This window comes from Pseudoalteromonas sp. T1lg65 (assembly GCF_051930985.1).
Taxonomy (GTDB): Bacteria; Pseudomonadota; Gammaproteobacteria; order Enterobacterales; family Alteromonadaceae; genus Pseudoalteromonas.
In genome coordinates this window covers 880,616-901,225 of the sequence record NZ_CP196837.1, presented here as the reverse complement: position 1 = coordinate 901,225, position 20,610 = coordinate 880,616, and the positions used below count along the sequence as shown (strand labels likewise).

General features: G+C 41.3%; 15 protein-coding genes, 1 tRNA gene and 1 pseudogene. 10 read left to right on the top strand and 7 right to left on the bottom strand.

Annotated elements, in window-relative coordinates; translation table 11 throughout:
• The first annotated feature begins 162 nt into the window (after window positions 1-162).
• The 9 genes and pseudogenes from ACSLBF_RS03850 to ACSLBF_RS03810 all read left to right on the top strand — a co-directional run bounded on the left by ACSLBF_RS03850 (window position 163) and on the right by ACSLBF_RS03810 (window position 12,044).
• Complete coding sequence (locus tag ACSLBF_RS03850; RefSeq protein WP_440055282.1) at window positions 163-390, top strand: hypothetical protein; 228 nt, start codon at window positions 163-165, stop codon at window positions 388-390.
• Entirely contained in the window at window positions 374-1,405 is a 1,032-nt protein-coding gene (locus ACSLBF_RS03845) for an HlyD family efflux transporter periplasmic adaptor subunit (protein WP_440055281.1), read from the top strand. The genes ACSLBF_RS03850 and ACSLBF_RS03845 overlap by 17 nt, the downstream gene beginning before the upstream one ends.
• A gap of 223 nt (window positions 1,406-1,628) precedes the next feature.
• Window positions 1,629-1,832 (top strand): Blp family class II bacteriocin, encoded by a 204-nt coding sequence (locus ACSLBF_RS03840; RefSeq protein ID WP_440055280.1) that lies wholly within the window; start codon window positions 1,629-1,631, stop codon window positions 1,830-1,832.
• Between the two features lie 79 nt (window positions 1,833-1,911).
• Window positions 1,912-2,097: a hypothetical protein gene (locus ACSLBF_RS03835; RefSeq protein ID WP_440055279.1), complete on the top strand. Its 186-nt coding sequence runs from the start codon at window positions 1,912-1,914 to the stop codon at window positions 2,095-2,097.
• Between the two features lie 103 nt (window positions 2,098-2,200).
• Window positions 2,201-2,530, top strand: a pseudogene (locus ACSLBF_RS03830) (cysteine peptidase family C39 domain-containing protein).
• Between the two features lie 168 nt (window positions 2,531-2,698).
• A complete protein-coding gene (locus tag ACSLBF_RS03825) occupies window positions 2,699-4,270 on the top strand; it encodes a peptidase domain-containing ABC transporter (RefSeq protein ID WP_440055278.1) in 1,572 nt (523 codons plus the stop codon).
• Between the two features lie 92 nt (window positions 4,271-4,362).
• A complete protein-coding gene (locus ACSLBF_RS03820; RefSeq protein WP_440056191.1) occupies window positions 4,363-5,376 on the top strand; it encodes a tRNA nucleotidyltransferase in 1,014 nt (337 codons plus the stop codon).
• Between the two features lie 856 nt (window positions 5,377-6,232).
• Complete coding sequence (locus ACSLBF_RS03815) at window positions 6,233-9,151, top strand: TonB-dependent receptor domain-containing protein (RefSeq protein ID WP_440055277.1); 2,919 nt, start codon at window positions 6,233-6,235, stop codon at window positions 9,149-9,151.
• A 232-nt stretch (window positions 9,152-9,383) separates the two neighbouring features.
• Entirely contained in the window at window positions 9,384-12,044 is a 2,661-nt protein-coding gene (locus ACSLBF_RS03810; RefSeq protein ID WP_440055276.1) for an ATP-binding protein, read from the top strand.
• Between the two features lie 14 nt (window positions 12,045-12,058).
• Here ACSLBF_RS03810 and rimI read toward each other — a convergent pair whose 3' ends face one another.
• The 5 genes from rimI to guaB all read right to left on the bottom strand — a co-directional run bounded on the left by rimI (window position 12,059) and on the right by guaB (window position 16,287).
• Window positions 12,059-12,517 (bottom strand): ribosomal protein S18-alanine N-acetyltransferase, encoded by a 459-nt coding sequence (gene rimI / locus ACSLBF_RS03805; protein ID WP_440055275.1) that lies wholly within the window; start codon window positions 12,515-12,517, stop codon window positions 12,059-12,061.
• Window positions 12,510-12,800: a hypothetical protein gene (locus tag ACSLBF_RS03800; protein WP_440055274.1), complete on the bottom strand. Its 291-nt coding sequence runs from the start codon at window positions 12,798-12,800 to the stop codon at window positions 12,510-12,512. The genes rimI and ACSLBF_RS03800 overlap by 8 nt, the downstream gene beginning before the upstream one ends.
• Window positions 12,801-12,912: 112 nt before the next feature.
• A tRNA-Trp gene (locus ACSLBF_RS03795) sits at window positions 12,913-12,989 on the bottom strand.
• Window positions 12,990-13,137: 148 nt separating this feature from the next.
• Complete coding sequence (gene guaA, locus ACSLBF_RS03790) at window positions 13,138-14,712, bottom strand: glutamine-hydrolyzing GMP synthase (RefSeq protein WP_440055273.1); 1,575 nt, start codon at window positions 14,710-14,712, stop codon at window positions 13,138-13,140.
• Window positions 14,713-14,817: 105 nt separating this feature from the next.
• The gene (guaB, locus tag ACSLBF_RS03785) at window positions 14,818-16,287 is read right to left on the bottom strand and encodes an IMP dehydrogenase (protein WP_440055272.1); all 1,470 of its coding nucleotides are present in this window, start codon (window positions 16,285-16,287) and stop codon (window positions 14,818-14,820) included.
• A gap of 131 nt (window positions 16,288-16,418) precedes the next feature.
• Here guaB and xseA point away from each other — a divergent pair, with 131 nt between their 5' ends.
• On the top strand, window positions 16,419-17,756 hold the full coding sequence (xseA, locus tag ACSLBF_RS03780; RefSeq protein ID WP_440055271.1) for an exodeoxyribonuclease VII large subunit: 1,338 nt from the start codon (window positions 16,419-16,421) through the stop codon (window positions 17,754-17,756).
• Between the two features lie 598 nt (window positions 17,757-18,354).
• On the opposite strand, the gene cysE is transcribed toward xseA, so the two are convergent.
• Entirely contained in the window at window positions 18,355-19,179 is an 825-nt protein-coding gene (gene cysE / locus ACSLBF_RS03775; RefSeq protein WP_440055270.1) for a serine O-acetyltransferase, read from the bottom strand.
• A 370-nt stretch (window positions 19,180-19,549) separates the two neighbouring features.
• Window positions 19,550-20,596 carry a hypothetical protein gene (locus ACSLBF_RS03770; RefSeq protein WP_440055269.1) on the bottom strand — a complete coding sequence of 349 codons (1,047 nt, stop codon included), beginning with the start codon at window positions 20,594-20,596 and terminating at the stop codon, window positions 19,550-19,552.
• Window positions 20,597-20,610: the final 14 nt, after the last annotated feature.

Sequence of the window (20,610 nt, the reverse complement as noted above, 5' to 3'; positions counted from 1 at the left end):
AGCTTAACCCAGCATATAATTAAACAACAAACAATTAAAAGTTATAATGGACCAAAGTAAATAAAAACAACCTGCACAACATTTTGTTGACACCAAATTTTATTTAAATATCATAAATATCATACATCGTTATTTAAATCATTAAATCTAGGTATTTGCTGTATGTACTTATTTAGAAAGGAAGCTAAATCTTATCAACATGAGCGCTTATCAGGTGCAATCACCTTAGCTCAACCATTACCTTTAAAACTAACTGTTTTAATATTAGTTTCTGTTGCTATCGCAATTGTCACTTTTTTATTTACTGCCGAGTACTCTCGTAAAGAAACCGTTCGTGGCTTTTTAATGCCAAATAAAGGGGGGGTTAAAAGCTTTGCCACTCAAGATTGAGCGTTTATTGGTTAAAGAAGGTGATATAGTTGAAAAAGACCAAGCCCTAGCGACTAAGATCATCCATCAAAACAGTGCTGATGGTTTGAGCTTAAGTAGCAAACTACAAAAACAACTCACGTCACAATTATCATTACTTTATGAAGAAACAACCGAATACCAAGCAACTCAAATAAAAGAAAATCAGAACTTAAAAAACAAAGCATCAGCGTTAAAGAGTGAAAAAGTAGTACTAGAAAATCAATTTACACTTGCCAACGAAAAACTTGAATTGCTGTTGAGTCAACAACAAGATATTGAGCAGTTAAATAATAGCGGATTTATTTCTAAATTTGAAAAAGAAAACCAGCAACAAGCACTGTTAGAAGTAAAGCAAGAAAAACAAAATATTGCTCGCTTATTACTTCAACAAAACAACCAAATTAACCAAACCGCTTTTGATAAAGCGAACTTACCTCAGCAATATACCCTGCGCATCAATAGTTTGCTGCGTGAAAAAGCGGATATTGAGAATAAACTAGCACAAGTACAAAACAATCATACCTACACAATAACCGCTAGTCACGCAGTTACAGGTATTCAAGTTGTTGAAGGTGAAACGCTTTCGCCTTCGAAAGTGCAATCAAAACCACTTCTACATATTTTACCTGAAGGTTCTGAGTTAGTCGCAGAGCTACTATTGCCGATTCGAAGCGCTGGTTTTATTGCCAAGGGCCAAACATCACGCCTACATTTTGACGCTTTTCCTTATCAACGTTTTGGTTTTATTGAGAGTGAGATCACCCGAATAGACCGCGCACTAACAGCCCCTAATGAAGTGCAACTGCCAATTGCATTACAAGAGCCTGTTTACCGTCGACGAGCAGAGTTAACCAAACAGCAAATGCAAGCTTATAGTCAAGTGTTTGAACTAAAAAGCGGCATGTTACTTGAGATAGATATCATGCTCGAACAGCGAACTTTGATTGAATGGTTGCTAGAGCCAATCTACAGCCTGAAGGGGCGAGTGAGTTAACTGATACATGATTGTCATTTTGAATTTACTTCAGAATCTAAAAGAATTTTTTAACTCGGCAAAATTAAAAGCCTTGTTAGAAAATAAGAGCAGCTGACTTTAGTCAACTTTAGCGAGAACAACTAAAGGCAGCCTATTAACCACTAACTCAAATGATTGAGTTAGCATTTAACAACCCGGCAATTTATCTAATAAAAATGTCGGATAATTGGAGTATAACAGAATGCGTGAAATAAACGTAAATGAAATTGAAGCTGTAAATGGTGGCTGTGCTGAACACTGTTGGGGTAATCAAAGCTTAGAAGACACAGTTGGAGGTGCTATTGGTGGGGCTATTGCAGGCGCAAGAGGAGGGCTTGGCGGTGCAATACTTGGGGCTATAGGTGGTGCTGTCGCTGTCATAATCGGTAATCTTAACGAAAACTAATTTGTTTTCAAAATTTATGTGGTTGAAATACAAACACATAATTAAAAAATTAATGTGAATATAAACATGGAAAACAAAAATGTCTAACTTAAAGCTTTTGGTTAATGTCTTTTTATTTCTAGTTGCTGTAATAGCAGGAGGAATAGTTTATAAGTTATCGAAAGGTATTTTATCTACTGAATATAGTTTTATGATTTCTATTTTGTCAGGAGGACTTGTGGGCTTTATATGTAGTAAAATAGTTAGAAAGACTAATAATAAATAGTCTTAGAACCTTATAATATGTATAGGCTAAACTTTTCTCTCGATAGAACACCCCCTTAATATTGCAATCTGAAGTAGCTGAGTGTGATCTAGCTTCTATAGCCATGATTTCCTGTTTTTATGATCACCAACTAGACATGCCAGCTATGCGAAAGCGATTTTCTGCCAACTTGAAAGGTACGAACCTTCAACAACTGATTGAGTTGGTCGACAGTCTGGGATTAGCCAGCCGTGCCTTATAATGTCCTATTGATGAAGTCCATAAACTACAAACTCCCTGTATTTTGCACTGGGATATGAATCATTTTGTCGTATTAACCAAAGTTTCAGACAAAGGAAGCAGTGCAAAATTTTCAATCAATGATCCTGCTATTGGTAATCGGACTTTAACGACAGATGAGTATAGCAAACACTTTACTGGCATTTGTTTGTAGCTTACCCCTACCAGTAAACTCGAGATAAAAGAAGAAAAATCCAAAATGAAGTTCACCCAGTTGTGGTCTTCAATGTCCGGCTTAAAATCAGGGCTGGTAAAACTCATTGGCTTGTCTTTGGTGCTTCAACTGTTTGCATGAATGACTCCCTATTATATGCAATGGGTAGTGGATGAAGTATTAATCAGTTTTGATAAACCACTACTTACGGTATTAGCGATTGGTTTTGCCTTAATAGCGGTGATTTCAGTAGTAACTAATGCGGTACGAAGTTGGTTGATATTGCGCCTTTCAAGCTTACTCAATCTGCAGATGGGCGTAAACTTGCTACGGCATTTATTACGCTTGCCAATGAATTATTTTGAATCGCGTCATGTGGGCGATATTGTTTCCCGTTTTGGTTCTCTTGCCCAAATACGTGAGCGTATTACTACAGGTTTTGTTGAAACACTGGTTGATGGTGTAATGGCGATTACGGTGCTGGTAATGATGGCACTTTATTCATTAAAACTTACCGCAGTGGTGCTCGCTGCAATAGCGCTTTATACCCTAGTGCGATTAGCTTTATATCGTCCGCTGCATCAAGCTACCGAGGAAATGATCCAAGCATCAGCTAAAGAGCAATCAAATTTTTTAGAAAATATTCTCGGTATTCAAACTATTAAACTGTTTGGTAATGAATCTCAACGCCAAGGCATTTGGCAAAACCACTATACCGAGGTGATTAATAGCGAAATACGTTTAGGCCGATTAAATATCAGTTTTGATTCGTTTAATAAATTACTCTTTGGTTTAGAGAATGTGTTAGTGATTTATCTTGCTGCGCTTATGGTCATGGCAAATAGCTTAACAGTGGGTATGGTACTGGCGTTTATTGCCTATAAAAGCCAATTAACCACTCGCTTTGGTAATTTAATTGAACACATTATCCAATTTAAAATGATGCGACTGCATCTTGATCGTATCTCAGATATTGCACTAACAGAGCAAGAAGCAAATCGTGAAGGTGAAGCCGTTTATCTAGCAAATGATAACCAGTCTGAAGAAAACCAATTTAAAGGTCAGCTTACATTAGAAAATATCAGCTTTAGTTATAGTGAAGAACAAACGCCTATCTTAAAGAACGTGAATATAACGCTTAGTGCTGGAGAGTCTGCAATAATTACAGGTACATCTGGCACTAGTAAAATTACATTAATGAAAATCATGCTAGGGTTATTACAGCCCACATCAGGTAAAGTCCTACTTGATGGTAAAGACATTACTCAACTTGGTTTAAAAAACTATAGAAAACAAATATCAGCCTTAATGCTGGATGATACATTATTAGCAGGTTCAATCGCAGATAACATCAGCTTTTTTGATCCTCAACTTAATTATTTAAAGATAGAGCAATGCGCCCATTTAGCGGCTATTCATGATGACATCACCAAGATGACAATGGGTTATAACTCACTCGTTGGCGATATGGGATCAAACTTATCAGGTGGACAAGTACAACGGTTACTGTTAGCTCATGCCTTATATCAATCACCCTGTGTGTTTTTCATGGATGAAGCTACAAGCCACTTAGATAAAGATAATGAAGCTAAGATCAGCGAGCAGATCCAGCATCTACCGATGACACGAATTATGATCGCACATCGTCAAGAAACGATTTATATGGCTGAACAGGTCTATCATTTAGAAAATGGAACACTATCAAATTTAAACGATATATGTTCTAAAACCGCTAGCTGAGTTATTAAATGATATATAGAGAAAGGTGTGAAAAATTGTGTTTACTATTTAGTTTTTCACAAGTTTAGCATTAACATGATGATTCTCAATCAATTTCTTTAAAGACCAAGCGCTATAATGCCTTTCATTACATTCATATAAGTGAAAGTGTAATAGTAGACGAACACGCTCTGGCGCGTACCGAGCGCAAAAGTGGTCAAGGTTACACTGGATTTATTTGTGACTTTGGACCAGAAGTGACACTGGAAGAAGACTTGATGCGTCGCGACTTGACTATCAATGCCATTGCTAAAGGACCTGAGGGAACGCTTATCGATCCCTATCACGGCCTACAAGATCTCGAATCTCGTACACTCAGGCATGTTAGCGAAGCTTTTCAAGAAGATCCCCTACAGGTACTTAGGGTTGCCCGATTTGCAGCTCGATACCATGAATATGGCTTTACCATTGCACCTGAAACGCTGCAATTAATGAAAAACATGGTGGCAAAGGGAGAGCTTGCGACACTAACTAAAGAACGCGTCTGGATGGAAGTTGAAAAAACCATCGAAGATCAGGCACTACACCACTTTTTAGAAATACTGAACGAGCTAGGTGCACTCTCAGCGGCACTGCCATTTTTTTCTCATTGGCAAACGTCTTATACCGATCAGATGCAGCAATGTATCGAGCGCTTAACAACCCAACATAATAACAATCCACAGGCTATTTTTTGCTTCGCTTGGTATTTGTCCAATAACGGTGAAGGTGATCTCACGCTCGCCAAACAGGCTAAAGTACCTAATGCCTATCAAGATGCGGCAAATGATCTTGATAGTAACTTACAGTTACTTAAACAACGGCTGGAAAGCAAAACCCTGTTGTTGCTCATGCAAAACCTTGACGCTTGGCGACGTCCGTCAAGACTTGAACTATTTTGTTATATCGCTAGCAATTTAGATCCGACGACGGCTCACCAATGCGAGCAATTACAAACCAGCTATTGGGCTACAACCCAGCTCAATGTAAAGCAGTTAATAGACAAAGGTTATCAAGGCAAAGAAATAAAAGTTCAATTGGATAAGCTGCGATTAGCGTGTATCTCGGAAGCCTTATCTACATGCTAATCCATATAGAGTAAAAGAAAAAACGGCTTAAATAGTGTGAAGAAATTCCGCTGAGAACTTTCTTCACAGCTTACTTTTGTGTTAATCACAGCAACCCACTTAAACAGAATTATTGCGTACCAAAAATAGCAACATTCACAATATCAAATTAATGACCAAACCCAACAAGTGTATTGCCCTCAAGAAAGCGGCTATCCGTAGTCAAGTTTCGACATAATTAAAAAGTACAGTAACCGCTTCCGTATACGACTTGTTATATTTTGCGCAAAGTCGTTATAAATATCGTTCATTATGAGTTTCTAGAGACAGTACTTTAACGTCACACAGTAGGATTCAGCTTCTGATCAGTATGTGCAAACTGACTAGAGCTGAAAAACCAAACGAGGTGTGCAATTACTAACCTAATTAGCGCCTATAACATCACCGTTTTAATAAAGTTCAGTTGTTTTTTATAAAAAAAAACTAATCGAACAAAAATCAAACACCAACTCCAACCTTTAAGTAACAAAATCAGCAACATAACCGGTCAAATTCACACCTAAACAATGAACTTATATAATCTCTTTTAAACCCACTGTTTAAAAAAAGAAAACATTTACAAATAATAAACCACAAAAAAGCCACCCCCGTAAATAAATCAGTACGAAAAAACAGAGCTAACACGCTGTAAAAAAAACAAAAAAACACACCATAAACACACCCATTACAAGATACATTTTTCGTAAACAAGCCGCACAACCACCACACTACCGCTTTTAACATTTACTTATGATAAAAAACGGGCCACCAAAATCTGTGTGTCCTTATAAACAGTTGAAAACTGGATTAGGACACAGTCAAATAATTAAGGATTTTCATGTTGAAGAAGTTAACTCTATTAAGTGCAAGCATCCAAGCTGCAATTATCGCAGGAGCTGTAGGTAGCTCTGTTGCCTCAGCGAATGAGCAAGCTGAAGCCAAGAAATTAGAAAGAGTCCAGGTTACCGGCTCACGTATTAAGCGTGTAAACCTAACCTCTCCAACTCCAGTCACTGTAATTGGTGGCGTAGAATTAGAAAACCAGGGTATTACCAACGTCAATGACCTTTTAGCGGAAATGCCACAAGCGACTGTTGGCCTGTCTCCAGAAACCACGACTAACTACATTTATGCATCAGGTCTTAACACCACTGATCTACGTGGTTTGGGTTCAGAGCGTACGCTAGTACTTGTAAATGGCCGTCGTTTTGTACCTGGTACTGTAGGTGACACGGCTGTTGATTTAAACAACATTCCAACTAGCATGATTGAGCGTGTTGAGATTGCTACTGGTGGTGCGGCAGCAGTATACGGTGCTGATGCTGTAGCTGGTGTAGTTAACATCATCACTAAGAAGTCTTTTGATGGCATCGAAGTTGACGCATCAACGTCAAGACCACAACAAAGCGGTGGTGAAGAGAACTTCTTCTCAATCACAGGTGGTCAAGAACTTGACAAACTTTCATTTATTGCGTCTCTAAACTACACAGAAAGCAAAGCGTACAGCAAGCTAAGCCGTGATTTTTACAGAAATCCAGTGAACTCTTTCGGTAACCCAGACAATGCATCGGGCACAGATAATGTACCAGACAGAATCATTTTGGGTAGACCAACAGCACTAGGATATTACTCAGAACGTGGTGACTTCTTCACTGATAATAGCTTTAGTGACGACGCATACAACAAGCATCACTTCACGTTTGATGATAATGGCAATGTGCGTCCGTTTGACTACGGTATCGGTCGTATTCCAAACCCAGGTGTAGGTAGAAAAGCAAGTAGCTACTACTTCAGTGAAGAAAACCCTGGCGACGGTATTTTTAGTCACGGCTATAGAGAGTTTTTCCAAACGCCTCTAGACCGTATTATCGCTTCTGCATACGGTACTTATGATTTTGCCGATGATCACGCACTAACTTTCGATGCAACTTGGTCAAAAACTGAATCATCGACTTTAAGCGATCCTGCTTTCTTTAGACACACCATCCGCCGTGACAATGCATTCCTTAAGTCTGATATGGCTAAGTTGATGGATGAAACAAAGGATGAAGATGGAAATAGCCTAGAAGAAGTGACGCTTCGCCAAGCAAATGCTGATTTATGGGGAAATCGTGAATACAATCAGGAACGTGAAGTATTCCGCTCATCAATCGGTGCAGAAGGCGTTATTAATGACGACTGGGGTTACAGTGCCTACTTCCAATTCGGCCGTATTGAACAAGACACGCTTTGGACTGGTGAAGTGTTAACTGACAACCTTGCAAACGCGATTGACGCGGTTGAGTTTAACGGCGAAATCGTTTGTGCAGATCGTGATGCAGAAGGTAACGTTGTAGGCGCACTAGCTGGCTGTGTACCTTTTAATCCTATGGGTGCCACTAGCGCAACTCAAGAACAAATGGATTACATTGCGACCACTGCAACTCGTTTTGCCCAGCACGACCAAGTTGTGTTTTCAGCGACCGTAGATGGTGTGTTGTATGAACTAGACGCAGGCTACGTGAGCGCAGCATTTACTGCAGAACACCGCAGAGAAACGGCAAAAATCCGTCCATCTGAAAATATGGTTAAAGGCCTAATCTTCGGTAACTCAAGCTTACCTATGGATGGTCAAATTGAAGTAGACGAGTATTCTGCTGAAGTATCTGTACCATTGCTAGCGGATCATTTCCTAGCAACAGATTTAACCCTAGAAGGTGCTTACCGTTACATGGATTACTCGGTAACGGGTGCTGATGATGCGTGGAAAATTGCGCTTAACTGGGGTGTAACAGATGATCTTCGTGTTCGTATTAACCGTTCAAAGTCAGTACGTGCACCAAACTTAGGTGACTTATTTACACCTAACTCAAAGACGTATAGTTCTGGTCGTGCCGATGTTTGTCGTGCAGACGAGATTGAAGCTTCTGGCAGCAAGTACAAAGCTAACGTAATTAAAAACTGTCAAGCAGCAGGACTTGCAGCCGGTTGGATGCCTTCTGACGAATGGCTTTCAGGCGGCAGCTTACCTGGTTACATTCAAGGTAACCAAGATCTAAACAACGAAGTATCTAACGATTACACAATTGGTGTTATCTATACACCTGAAGCAATCGAAAACTTAGACTTCACTGTTGATTACTGGTCATTTGAAATTGACGGCGCAATTGAGTACTTTGGTCGCAACAGTGTTGCCCTATGTTACGAAGCATCATCGCTTGACAATCCTTTCTGCTCAAACGTAGTACGTAAAGAGAGTGGTGATATTGATTACTTCTTATCACGTCCTATTAATGCGGCACAAATCACGAAAAAAGGTATGGACATCGAGTCAGCCTATCGTTTTGATGCACTAAAAGGTGAAATTGCACTTAAATTAACAGCAACTTACCTAATTGACGACAACCAAAACTCAACAGGTAGAGCTGAAGACTTCAGAAACTATGTAGGTGAAACAGATTCTCCACGTTGGAAAGCTCGTACAAGTGCTATGTATGCCAACGACGATACCACTTACATCGTGACGTTAAACTACCGCCACGGTACAGTGAATGACAATGACTGGACGCCTGAAGACAACAACTACAATGACATCTCGTCATACACAACAGTTGATTTCATGTACAAGTCTTTCATTACTGAAGACCTACAACTACGCGTTGGTGTTAATAACGTGTTTGACAAAGCACCACCACGTAACCCGTTTGTATATGACGACGGTGAGTACTTCGATCTTAAAGGTCGTCGTCTAACTCTAGGTGCTAAATACACCTTCTAATTACGATTCATTAGATAGTAATTAAAATAACAGAAGCGCGTTGCTGTTAAATGCGCTTCATTGCCCAAATGCCAATCAGAACCTCTGGTTGGCATTTTTATTTTCTATAATGCACAAAAACCAGACATAAAATAGCGCAAACACGCAACAAACTTGTGTATTCTTAGCTGCGCTCTTATGATTAGACACTTAACCTAAACTTCAACGTTTGTAGCAAGGTAGCTAACCCCTTATGAACACCAGCAAGCTCAGTATTCGCCTTCTTTGGTATATCACCCCTTTGGTGATTTTACCCTTGCTGTTTCTAGGTGGCTTCACTCTTACCAATGTGACAAATTCAACACAAAAGCAAGCAAAGCTTATCGTTGGACGTTTTGTTGAACAGCAACAACAAAAAATGTCTAACTACATTGAAATATTCCAATCCACCACTAAATTACTCGCCACCTCGCCTGTACTTAGCGATTACCTTGAAGAAGTCAATCAGCAATCATTAGAAAAAACACGGCGTCTTGGGGCACTCATGGATGTTTTTGCCAGTTACAGCGAAGCTTACCCTGACATCCTTAGCATTGACCTACTCGATATCAATGGCAAAAGTCTTGCCTTTTATTCCAGCAATCTAGGACAAGCTCCCGATAATTACTTATTTAGAAATCGCCTGATCCATAGCAACCTTCGGCAACAGCATTTTATGGATGCATCACACGCTGGCACCAAACTCTATTTTGCACAACAAGTATTTAATATTGATTTTCAATTAAAACGTTCTCAAAAGCTGGGATATATCGTGGTACAAATTTCCCCCTCTTTGCTCAGTACCAGCATCATGGAATCGCCCTACGATGATACTCTAAATTTACTCGTCAGTGATGACGGTAAAGTAATGTTTAGCTCTGCTGTGGGGTTGGTCGGTAATTACCTGTCGCTCGCTGAAATGCGGCAAGTAAGTGAGTCTGCTGAGCACGGTCAGCTAGATGCACTGATGCTAACCAGTATCGATAACGTCGAGAGAATGACTTATAGTGCCCAATTAACTGGTGGTTATTATTACATCGCGACCATACCAAAAGCGCTGCTGTATCGGTCAGGAAAAACCATCAGCTTTATTACTGCGTTGATTGTTATATTATCCGTCATCATGCTACCCGTGTTAATCTTCGTGGTGGTTAGAAACTTACTTCTAAATCCTATCGAATTGCTTGGTGAAGCGAGCCACAGAGTTGGTGATGGCGACTTAACCGTATCGTTACCCGAACACGACACTGACGAAGTAGGAGTTTTATTCAAAGATTTCAATCATATGGTTCACCAGATAAGGAGTTTCCAAGGTGAGTTGGAAGACTACAAAGAGCACCTAGAAGAAAAGGTCGAAAATAGAACCCAAGCGCTAGAAGCAATGAACCGCAAGTTAGAACTTGCCATTGTCGAAGCTGAGCAGGCTAACCAGCTAAAAAGCCGCTTTTTAGCTAATATGAGCCATGAAATACGCACTCCCCTTACTGCTATTATGGGATTTACCGAGCAGCTTATTAACAACCCCAAGGCTGTTGGCTCTGCGCATTACCTGAATACCATTTTACGTAATTCTAAACACCTAATTGAAATCATTAATAACATTCTCGATTTGTCTAAAATTGAAGCTGAAAAACTAGATGTCGAATCTAGTGAAATCTTGTTACTGCCGCTAGTCTCAGATATTGAATCAATCATAGTGCCAATGGCCAATGATAAGTGCTTGTCGTTTTCTACTGAAATCAGTCTCCCGATCCCTGACAGACTCTATAGCGATGCGACACGACTCAAACAAATTCTGCTCAACGTTGCCAGTAATGCTGTGAAGTTTACCGAGTACGGTAGCATTCATCTTCACGTCGAATACCACCGCGAAAACGAGCATTTCACTTTTAGTATTAAAGATACCGGTATCGGTATTTCTCAGGCAGAGCTGGGACGGATTTTTAAGCCATTTGAGCAAGCAGACACCACCACAACCAGACGCTTTGGCGGCACCGGGCTGGGACTATGTATTTCGAAAAACTTGGCGCAATTATTAGGTGGTGATGTCACGGTACAAAGCAAGCAAGGTGAAGGGAGCTTATTTACGGTTGATGTCGCAGCTCAATACCAAGACCGGCCATTTGGCTGGCTAAACTCACTGGATGAAAAGCCTGCAATACAAGATATCAACGAAGCCTTAGCGGAAACCCAAATTGATGCAAACGTACTACTCGCCGAGGATAACCCAGACAATCAAGAGTTAATCACACTCATTTTATCTAACTGGGGAATTAAACCTGATATTGCATGTAATGGTGCCGAAGCGGTTGAAAAGGCATTAGTCAATGACTATCAACTGATCTTGATGGATATGCAAATGCCAGTGATGGGCGGGGCTGAGGCAACACAAATGTTGCGTCATGCGGCTTACGATGGCCCAATCATTGCCCTCACGGCGAATGTGATGAAGCATGACATCGACAGCTACTTAGCGTCAGGTTGCGATGCAACCCTAGGTAAGCCGATAGATAAAAATAAACTTGCGGAAGTGATTTTAAAATACATCAATATTCAAGCTGATAAAGCTTCATCATGGGACTCGTTATTACAGAGCGAAAAATTCCAACAGATAAGCAATAACTACTTAACCAAGTTACCTGCACAGCTTGATGAGTTAAATACTTTACATGAAGCTCAAGAGTGGGAACAACTTAGAGCACTTGCACACAGTGTCAAAGGCAGTGCTGGCTGTTTTGGCTTTATGAATATCCATGACGCCGCAGCTGAACTAGAAGCAAGCTTATTAGGAAATAACCAGAATAATCTACATTACCACGTATTGAAGCTCAGCGAAGCCATTCGCTATACCCTATCAAAAGAAATGGTTGTGTAAATAAACTGATGAGGTTAACTCATCATAAGCAGCGGTAAAGCCATGAGAATAGCATCTTCGTTACCTTGAGCTGTTGGATAGTAATTTTTACGAATACCCATCTCAACAAATCCGGCGGCTTCGTACAACGCTATCGCAACCCGATTCGAAGCTCTTACTTCCAAAAAAATATTTTCGGCCTGCATTTCTTCACTTCTTGCAATGAGTTCATTTAGTAATTGCTTTGCGATGCCTTTACCTTGCCATTGAGGATGCACGCAAATATCCATCAATGTGTGGTCTGGTCCTGCAACTTCAGCAATGTAAAATCCAACCAGCTCATTTTCTACAGTAGCAGCGCAATTAAAGTAACGGCCATGCAAACACGAGCGCATCGTATTTTCAGTCCAAGGAAACGCGTGGCAGGCAGTTTCAATCGCCATTATCTGTTCAACGGTGAACTCATTAAGCGCATTGGCCTTTAATTCAGTCATGATGGTGGCTCCAAATCAATGCCCATAACTCCCTTTTTAACTCTGTACTAAGTGATGACGTTGGCAAGTAAAGCGTATTGCCCTCTAGCATCACATTAGCCGCCTGATGTACTTCGATAGGATGGCCTAACGCAAGTTCTAAGTCCTGCTGTAAAGCCTGTGGCAGAGTCAATAGAATTGCAGCTTCTTCGCTCTTGTTAACCGGCTCTGCCGCAAGATGCGAAAAATGACTATTTAGCCGAAGTGGTAATACATCTAGTATTTCTGCATACAATGCATTCATAGTGGCATGACTTAAATTTGACTGAAAAAACGAAAACATTCGTGATTATAACAACGAAGTTAACATTATTTGAGTATTATCTTTTGGAATTTTATTTGACTTGATTTAGAAGTGGCAGGGGCGGCAGGACTCGAACCCGCAACCATCGGTTTTGGAGACCGCTGTTCTACCAATTGGAACTACGCCCCTGCAATGTCGACGCATTATAATGAGGTTTTGCTAAAGGTAAAGCGAAAAAAGTTATTTTTGCGTTCAACTGCTTCTAAATTAAACAAAAAGGGCAAATACCTATGTATTCGCCCTTCTTTAGCCTTCTAGCGTTTAGCTAAATGAGAAGTTATTCCCACTCAATCGTTGCCGGTGGCTTACCTGATACGTCGTAAACCACACGAGAAATACCGTCAATCTCGTTAATAATACGGTTAGAAACGTGACCGAGTAGCTCATAAGGTAAGTGTGACCAACGTGCAGTCATAAAGTCGATAGTCTCAACACAACGTAGTGATACGACCCAATCGTATTTACGCGCATCACCCATTACACCAACAGAACGCACAGGTAAGAATACCGCGAACGCTTGAGACACTTTGTGATACAGGTCAGCTTTATGTAGCTCTTCAATAAAGATAGCGTCAGCACGGCGCAATAAATCACAGTACTCTTTTTTGATTTCACCAAGTACACGAACACCTAGACCTGGACCTGGGAACGGGTGGCGATAAAGCATGTCGTAAGGTAGACCAAGCTCTAGACCTATCTTACGCACTTCGTCTTTAAACAACTCTCGCAATGGCTCAACTAAGCCAAGCTCCATATCTTCTGGTAAACCACCTACATTGTGGTGAGACTTGATAACGTGCGCTTTACCTGTTTTAGAAGCTGCTGATTCAATCACATCAGGGTAGATAGTCCCTTGTGCTAACCATTTTGCGTTAACGCGCTGGCTTGCCTGTTCGTCAAATACTTCAATGAAGGTGTGACCAATTGCTTTACGCTTGTCTTCAGGGTCGTTTAACCCTTTTAGCGCATTAAGGAAACGCTCTTCAGCATCAACTTTAATGATGTTCAAACCAAACTTATCGCCGAACATGTCCATAACCTGCTCGCCTTCGTTTAAGCGAAGTAAGCCGTTATCAACGAACACACACGTCAATCTATCACCAATCGCACGGTGGATAAGCATAGCGACAACTGATGAATCAACACCACCAGATAATCCTAGAATGACTTCGTCATCACCGACTTTCTCTTTGATACGTTCGATAGCATCTTCGATGATTTGCTCTGGCGTCCATAGCTTTTCACAGTTACAGATATCAACAGCAAAACGTTCAAGTAAACGCAAACCCTGCTGAGTATGTGTAACTTCTGGGTGGAACTGAACACCATAAAAACGCTTTTCTTCCCAAGACATCGCTGCATGCGGGCATGTGTCTGTTTTAGCAGATGTTTTGAATGTATCCGGGATCTTCATCACTTTATCACCGTGACTCATCCAGACATCTAAGAAGCCTTCACCATCTTCGATGTGATCTTCAATGGCTTCGAATAGCTTACAGTCGCCGACTTTTTGTACTTTCGCGTAGCCAAACTCTTTCTTGTCCGAGCTATGTACTTGACCGCCCAACTGCTTAGCCATAGTTTGCATACCATAACAGATACCCAGCACAGGCACGCCCGCTTCAAATACGTAATCTGGTGCTTTTGGACTACCTTCAAGCGTTGTCGACTCTGGACCACCTGAAAGAATAATACCTTGCGGATTGAACTCACGGATCTGCTCTTCAGTTACATCCCAAGCCCAAAGCTCACAGTACACACCGATTTCACGAATGCGACGTGCAATTAATTGAGTGTATTGCGAACCAAAGTCTAAGATCAAAATTCGGGAATCGTGGATATCTTTGCTCATTGATAATCTCGTTAGTTAGGAACTAAACAGGGATAAAGTCGCGCTGCGCCTTTATCAAAAGTAATAAGGGCCAGCAATTGCCAGCCCAAAAACACGCCTTGAGGCTTAACCCATACGGTAGTTTGGTGCCTCTTTGGTGATTTGCACGTCGTGGACGTGAGACTCACCCATACCAGCAGATGTAACACGTACAAACTGAGGCTTAGTATTTAATTCGTCGATAGTTGCACAACCAGTTAGACCCATAGCGCTGCGGATCCCACCGATTTGCTGGTGAATGATTGTCGCAATTGGTCCTTTATAAGCCACGCGGCCTTCAATGCCTTCAGGTACCAATTTGTCAGCAGCATCACTCTTTTGGAAGTAACGGTCTGAAGATCCTTCTTTTTGGTTCATTGCACCCAATGACCCCATACCACGGTATGATTTGTAGTAACGACCTTGATACAGTTCAACTTCACCCGGTGACTCTTCAGTACCAGCAAGCATTGACCCCACCATGACACATGAAGCACCAGCAACAAGCGCTTTTACGATGTCACCGGAGAAACGAATACCGCCATCTGCGATAACTGGTATATCACGGCCTTTTAGACCTTCTACTGCATCTGAAATCGCAGTTATCTGAGGTACACCACAACCCGTCACGATACGCGTCGTACAAATTGAACCAGGGCCAATACCAACTTTAACGGCGTCAGCGCCCGCATCAGCAAGTGCCACAGCCCCTTCTGCAGTTGCTACGTTACCAGCAACAATTTGTAGATCTGGATAAACTTCACGGGTTGCCTTAACGCGGTCAATAACACCTTGCGAATGGCCGTGTGAAGTATCAATAAGCAGCACATCAACACCGGCTTCTACTAATGCAGCGATACGCTCGTCTGTACCTGCACCAACGCCAACCGCAGCACCAACGCGCAGACGGCCTTGCTCATCTTTACAAGCATTCGGTTTGTCTTGTGCTTTTTGATAATCCTTAACGGTGATCATGCCTTTAAGTGCAAATGCATCATCAACAACAAGTATTTTTTCGATACGATGCTCGTGCATCAGACCTAGGATTTCTTCACGAGAAGCCCCTTCTTTAACCGTTACAAGGTCTTCTTTTTTGGTCATCACAGTCGCTACAGGTTTTTCAAGCTTGGTCTCAAAACGCATATCACGACTGGTCACGATACCTTCAAGCTGATTATTTGTACCAACGACAGGAAAGCCAGAAAAGCCTTTCTCTTGAGCAAGTTCCATTGCTTCAGCAATAGTAAGGTCTGAAGTCACCGTAACGGGGAACGAAATAATCCCTGCTTCGTATGTTTTAACTTTACGAACGTTACGAGCTTGTTCTTCAATGGTCATGTTTTTATGGATAAAACCAATGCCACCTTCTTGCGCTAGCGCAATTGCAAGGCGAGCTTCGGTAACTGTATCCATTGAAGCAGAAACTAGCGGTAAGTTTAATTCAATCCCACGGGTCAAACGCGTTTTTAAGTTCGCGGTGTGTGGAAGAACAGTTGAATGAGCGGGTACTAAAAGTACGTCGTCAAAGGTAAGAGCTTCTTTTGCAATTCTTAGCATGTTAGCGGCATCTCTCAAGTGAACTGAGTATAAGGAATTGCGTGCGAATTTTATCAGCGTTCCTTATGTGAGTAAATAAAATTTAGCAAAAAATGTGATAAAGTTACTGTGAAATTTTTATGGAGCTTGCAATGTCGTATTTAGGTCAGGAAAAAGTCTATTCAGTATCAAGACTTAACAGAGAGATTCGGACTTTATTGGAAAAAGGATTTGCCTCTATTCAATTAACGGGGGAAATATCTAACTTTGTCGCTCCCGCGTCTGGCCATTGGTATTTTTCATTAAAAGACGACAAAGCCCAAGTAAAAGCTGCAATGTGGCGAGGTAATAATCGCTACTGTCAGTATCAACCCAAAAATGGCGACCAAGTCGTGGTACAAGCCAGAGTCTCTGTTTATGAACCTCGTGGCGATTATCAAATTATTGTCGAGCAAATGGCGCCGGCAGGTGAAGGGCTGCTCAAGCAACAGTTTGAGGCATTAAAGATGCAACTCGCTGCGGAAGGACTGTTTTCAGCTCAACATAAAAAACCACTTCCCAACAATATCGCCAAAGTCGGTGTGGTCACCTCAGCAACTGGCGCAGCCATTAAAGATATTCTGACCGTATTAAAACGTCGAGCTCCACAACTTGAAGTGGTGTTATACCCTGCGCTAGTTCAAGGTGACGAAGCACAGCATCATATTTGTAAGCAAATAAACTTAGCTAACCAACGCAACGAAGTCGATGTGCTAATTGTTGGCCGGGGCGGCGGCTCTTTAGAAGACTTATGGTGTTTTAACGAGCAAAGTGTTGCTCGTGCTATTTTTGCCAGCCAACTTCCTATAATCAGTGCAGTTGGACATGAAATCGATACTACTATTTCAGATTATGTCGCGGATATCAGAGCGGCTACACCATCAGCAGCAGCCGAATTGGTTAGTCCAGATTCAAATGTATTAAAACAACGAAGTCAACAACTTACACAACAGCTGCGACAAACATTCTCAAGATTAATGGTTAACTCTGCAAATCGCTTAGCAAATCTTGAAACCCGGTTGCAGTTACAACATCCTAAAAACCAACTACTGCAACAAGAGCAGCGCATTGACGAGTTACAACAACGATTAACTCGAGCATTTAATGCCACACAACAACAAAGACATTCGCGTTTTGCATTACTGGAGCAGCGCTTTGCTCGGCTTCATCCTGAACAGCAAATTGCCCAAAAGAGGCAAAAGCTCGAGCAACTCAGCGATAAATTAATTTCTTTAAATCAAGAAAACCTAAACAGGCAACACCACCAACTTGCGGTATTAAGCGCTCGATTAGATGGCGTCAGTCCGCTTGCGGTACTTTCTCGCGGTTACAGTATTGCCAAACAAGGCGATAAGGTGATTAAGTCAGTAGCTGATATTAATGAGCGGCAAGAGCTCGTCACACAATTGGCTGATGGCGAGATAAAGTCTAGAGTTATTTTTGTACGGTAGTTATTTATGATAGAGTTTAAAATACTACTAACTGGTGTGCTATTTCCTCACCTAATAAAACAATAATAACTATTGATAAAGGACTATTAAACAGTGATTTTTTTACTTTCTTTTGTTACATTTATATTTACACTAGTGGCTCGATGGCTGTGGAATATTAGCTACTCTAAAACTTGCTATTATTTAATATCACCAGTAATCATTTTATTTTTTGCGAGTAGACCATCAACAGATTTCCCATACCTAAATGTGCCTCTGTTAATCAACACACTTATTTATTTTATATTGCTTTGCACTTATACTTTTTTAAAACACCGAGACGAGTTTTCAACACTTATAAATAACTTTAAAAAAACATCACAAGCCCCAGTAATCATTGGCATTATACTGTTTATAATTTTATTGCCAATTCAAGAAAAGAATGCTTATTTAACACTTAGCCTCTGCTTAAGCATTCTACCAAGTTACTTTTTTATTCTAGTTTTATCGGCTTTAACCAAAAACGAAAGTAACTCCGCCCACATAGTTAAAGATAAATAAATCACTATAAAAAAGGCTCGAATAAATCGAGCCTTTTGGGTTATAAAAACAGAAATTGTTACAGCATTGCCGAAGTGATCGATTGGTTTTCTAGTTTGCTTTCATCATCTTCTAAGAAATTCTGGTTCATGCTTTCAGCTGGGCATGGACTGCAAGGCTTGCCCACCGGCTTAGCAGGAATGCCAACCACCGTGGTGTGTGGTTTTACTTCGTTTAGTACCACAGAGCCTGCACCGATACGTGCGCCCTCTCCGACTTCGATATTACCTAATACTTTTGCACCTGCACCAATTAACACACCTGCGCGGATCTTCGGATGTCGATCGCCTTGTTCGTTACCGGTACCGCCGAGAGTCACCGACTGCAAAATAGATACGTTATCTTCAATCACCGCCGTTTCACCGATAACGATACCAGTTGCATGGTCGAACATGATGCCGTGTCCAACTTGGCAAGCGGGATGAATATCAACTCCAAATACCTCAGAAGTACGGCTTTGAATAAAGCGCGCTAGTTCTTTGCGGTTTTGACGCCACAAGCAATGTGCCAATCGATGTGCCTGAATCGCATGAAACCCTTTTAAATTCAGGATCACGTTAAGGTAGCTATCGGCTGCTGGATCTCGGTCTTTTACTGCTTTGATATCATGTGCCACATGGGTCAACATTGCATCACAGTGCACAAAGGCCTGATCAAACAACTCTCGAATGGTAAATGCAGAAACCACAGCATCGGCAAGCTTATTTGCCACGATAAAGCTTAACGCCGCACCTAAGCATTCATGATTTAAAATACTTGAATATACGTGGCTGGCTAACAGTGGCTCTCTTGCCACCAGCTCTTTAGCTTCGTCGCGAAGCTTACTCCAAATTTCATGCCTCATTCTAACTCACCTTAACTTCTGGCTTTTTAGTAGTGTAACGCTTACAGGCACTGAGTGCTATGACTCTGTTTTCGGATAAATACAAGTTTTGGTTATATCTAATAACGAAATCTAGGGCCTGTTGATCTTTGCAATTTGATTTTTGTTCTCCTTAGTGGGCTTTGAACGCGGCGCTCGACTTACCGCCTAGTAATCTAAGCAAAAGTTGGGTAACAAAACGCACTAAGGTCAACCCGAAAGGCTGCGCTTGATTGGCATTTCTTCTACGTAATCGCCTGACTCACATAAAATCACTATGCTACGCAGGCCCTGCCCTATATCAATACCAATCAAACTGCTGCAAAAAACTAACTTGAAAGTTCAACAGGTCCTAGAGCGTCACCTTTCGCAATAAGCCTGATACCATACTTTCTCCAATCGGTGTCTGGATTGGTCGTCCAGGGACCCCCATTCCTTCCGTAATAAAGACAGTATCTTGATGGACAACTAGATTTGATGGCGTGTCTAGCCCAACGATTAATTCACTCACCACTTTTGTGGTTAAGTCAATACTAAGTAATCGACCACTAAATCGTCTAAATCCGCCATGTAGTGGATGTTTCGGAATATGATCAGCTGGCAAAGGCTCTAAACAATCACTACAAAGTTCAGTCACGAAAATTTTATCCCCATCTATTCCCAAGGCCGTAGGCAAAGTTAACCCAGTGACCACAAACGAGACTTTTCCTGAAGACACAGCAACGGAAACTATTGCACCTTCACAGGGCATAAAATCAATACCTCTGTAATCTTCACCACGTCCGAGCTCACCAGAAAACAATGAAATCAATAGCTCGCCGGTTTTGGCATGGTAAATGACGTTGACGGGAACCGCTTCTTGTCCTGAAGCCAGCCTTGGCAAAGTGCATACCACTCGCTCAGGCTGATTTCGAACAAATTCAATCACCTCATTAGTATCTGGCTTGATGCAATACCAAGCTTGGTTTTTTGGGTGATAACAGATGCTATTCAGATTGCCTTGTGTTTCAAATGCTGGTGTTGCTCCCTGTTGAGATACTTCAATAATCTTGGAACCATTTATATAGTCAGTTAAAGACACCATATAACTGCCGGCTTTATCACTAAACGTAATATCGGCAAGCCCCATGATTTCATCGCGCAACATCCGTTGCTGCATGTTTAACGCGCGAACACCACAGAGTAAGGTGTCCAGAACTACACCGTCTTCACGGTTTCTTTTCGTCAGCTGACCTGTAAAAGGCGGTGTCATTTCACCCGCCCCAGCTTCAACAAGCAACAACTCTCCTTCATCATTGAATATAAACCCTCTGGGATTTAGTAGACCAGAGCTAACTACTTCCGAATGACAATTCTGCTTTGTAATTGGTGCACTAGATATGTCGACAGCTTGATACATATAACTCTCCATGC

Bases quoted from the DNA above. Each gene is read 5' to 3' on its own strand.
- ACSLBF_RS03770 (WP_440055269.1), bottom strand. From the start codon at position 20,596: ATGTATCAAGCTGTCGACATATCTAGTGCACCAATTACAAAGCAGAAT.
- guaB (WP_440055272.1), bottom strand. From the start codon at position 16,287: ATGCTAAGAATTGCAAAAGAAGCTCTTACCTTTGACGACGTACTTTTA.
- ACSLBF_RS03850 (WP_440055282.1), top strand. From the start codon at position 163: ATGTACTTATTTAGAAAGGAAGCTAAATCTTATCAACATGAGCGCTTA.
- xseA (WP_440055271.1), top strand. From the start codon at position 16,419: ATGTCGTATTTAGGTCAGGAAAAAGTCTATTCAGTATCAAGACTTAAC.
- ACSLBF_RS03800 (WP_440055274.1), bottom strand. From the start codon at position 12,800: ATGAATGCATTGTATGCAGAAATACTAGATGTATTACCACTTCGGCTA.
- guaA (WP_440055273.1), bottom strand. From the start codon at position 14,712: ATGAGCAAAGATATCCACGATTCCCGAATTTTGATCTTAGACTTTGGT.
- ACSLBF_RS03835 (WP_440055279.1), top strand. From the start codon at position 1,912: ATGTCTAACTTAAAGCTTTTGGTTAATGTCTTTTTATTTCTAGTTGCT.
- ACSLBF_RS03815 (WP_440055277.1), top strand. From the start codon at position 6,233: ATGTTGAAGAAGTTAACTCTATTAAGTGCAAGCATCCAAGCTGCAATT.
- rimI (WP_440055275.1), bottom strand. From the start codon at position 12,517: ATGACTGAATTAAAGGCCAATGCGCTTAATGAGTTCACCGTTGAACAG.
- cysE (WP_440055270.1), bottom strand. From the start codon at position 19,179: ATGAGGCATGAAATTTGGAGTAAGCTTCGCGACGAAGCTAAAGAGCTG.
- ACSLBF_RS03840 (WP_440055280.1), top strand. From the start codon at position 1,629: ATGCGTGAAATAAACGTAAATGAAATTGAAGCTGTAAATGGTGGCTGT.
- ACSLBF_RS03810 (WP_440055276.1), top strand. From the start codon at position 9,384: ATGAACACCAGCAAGCTCAGTATTCGCCTTCTTTGGTATATCACCCCT.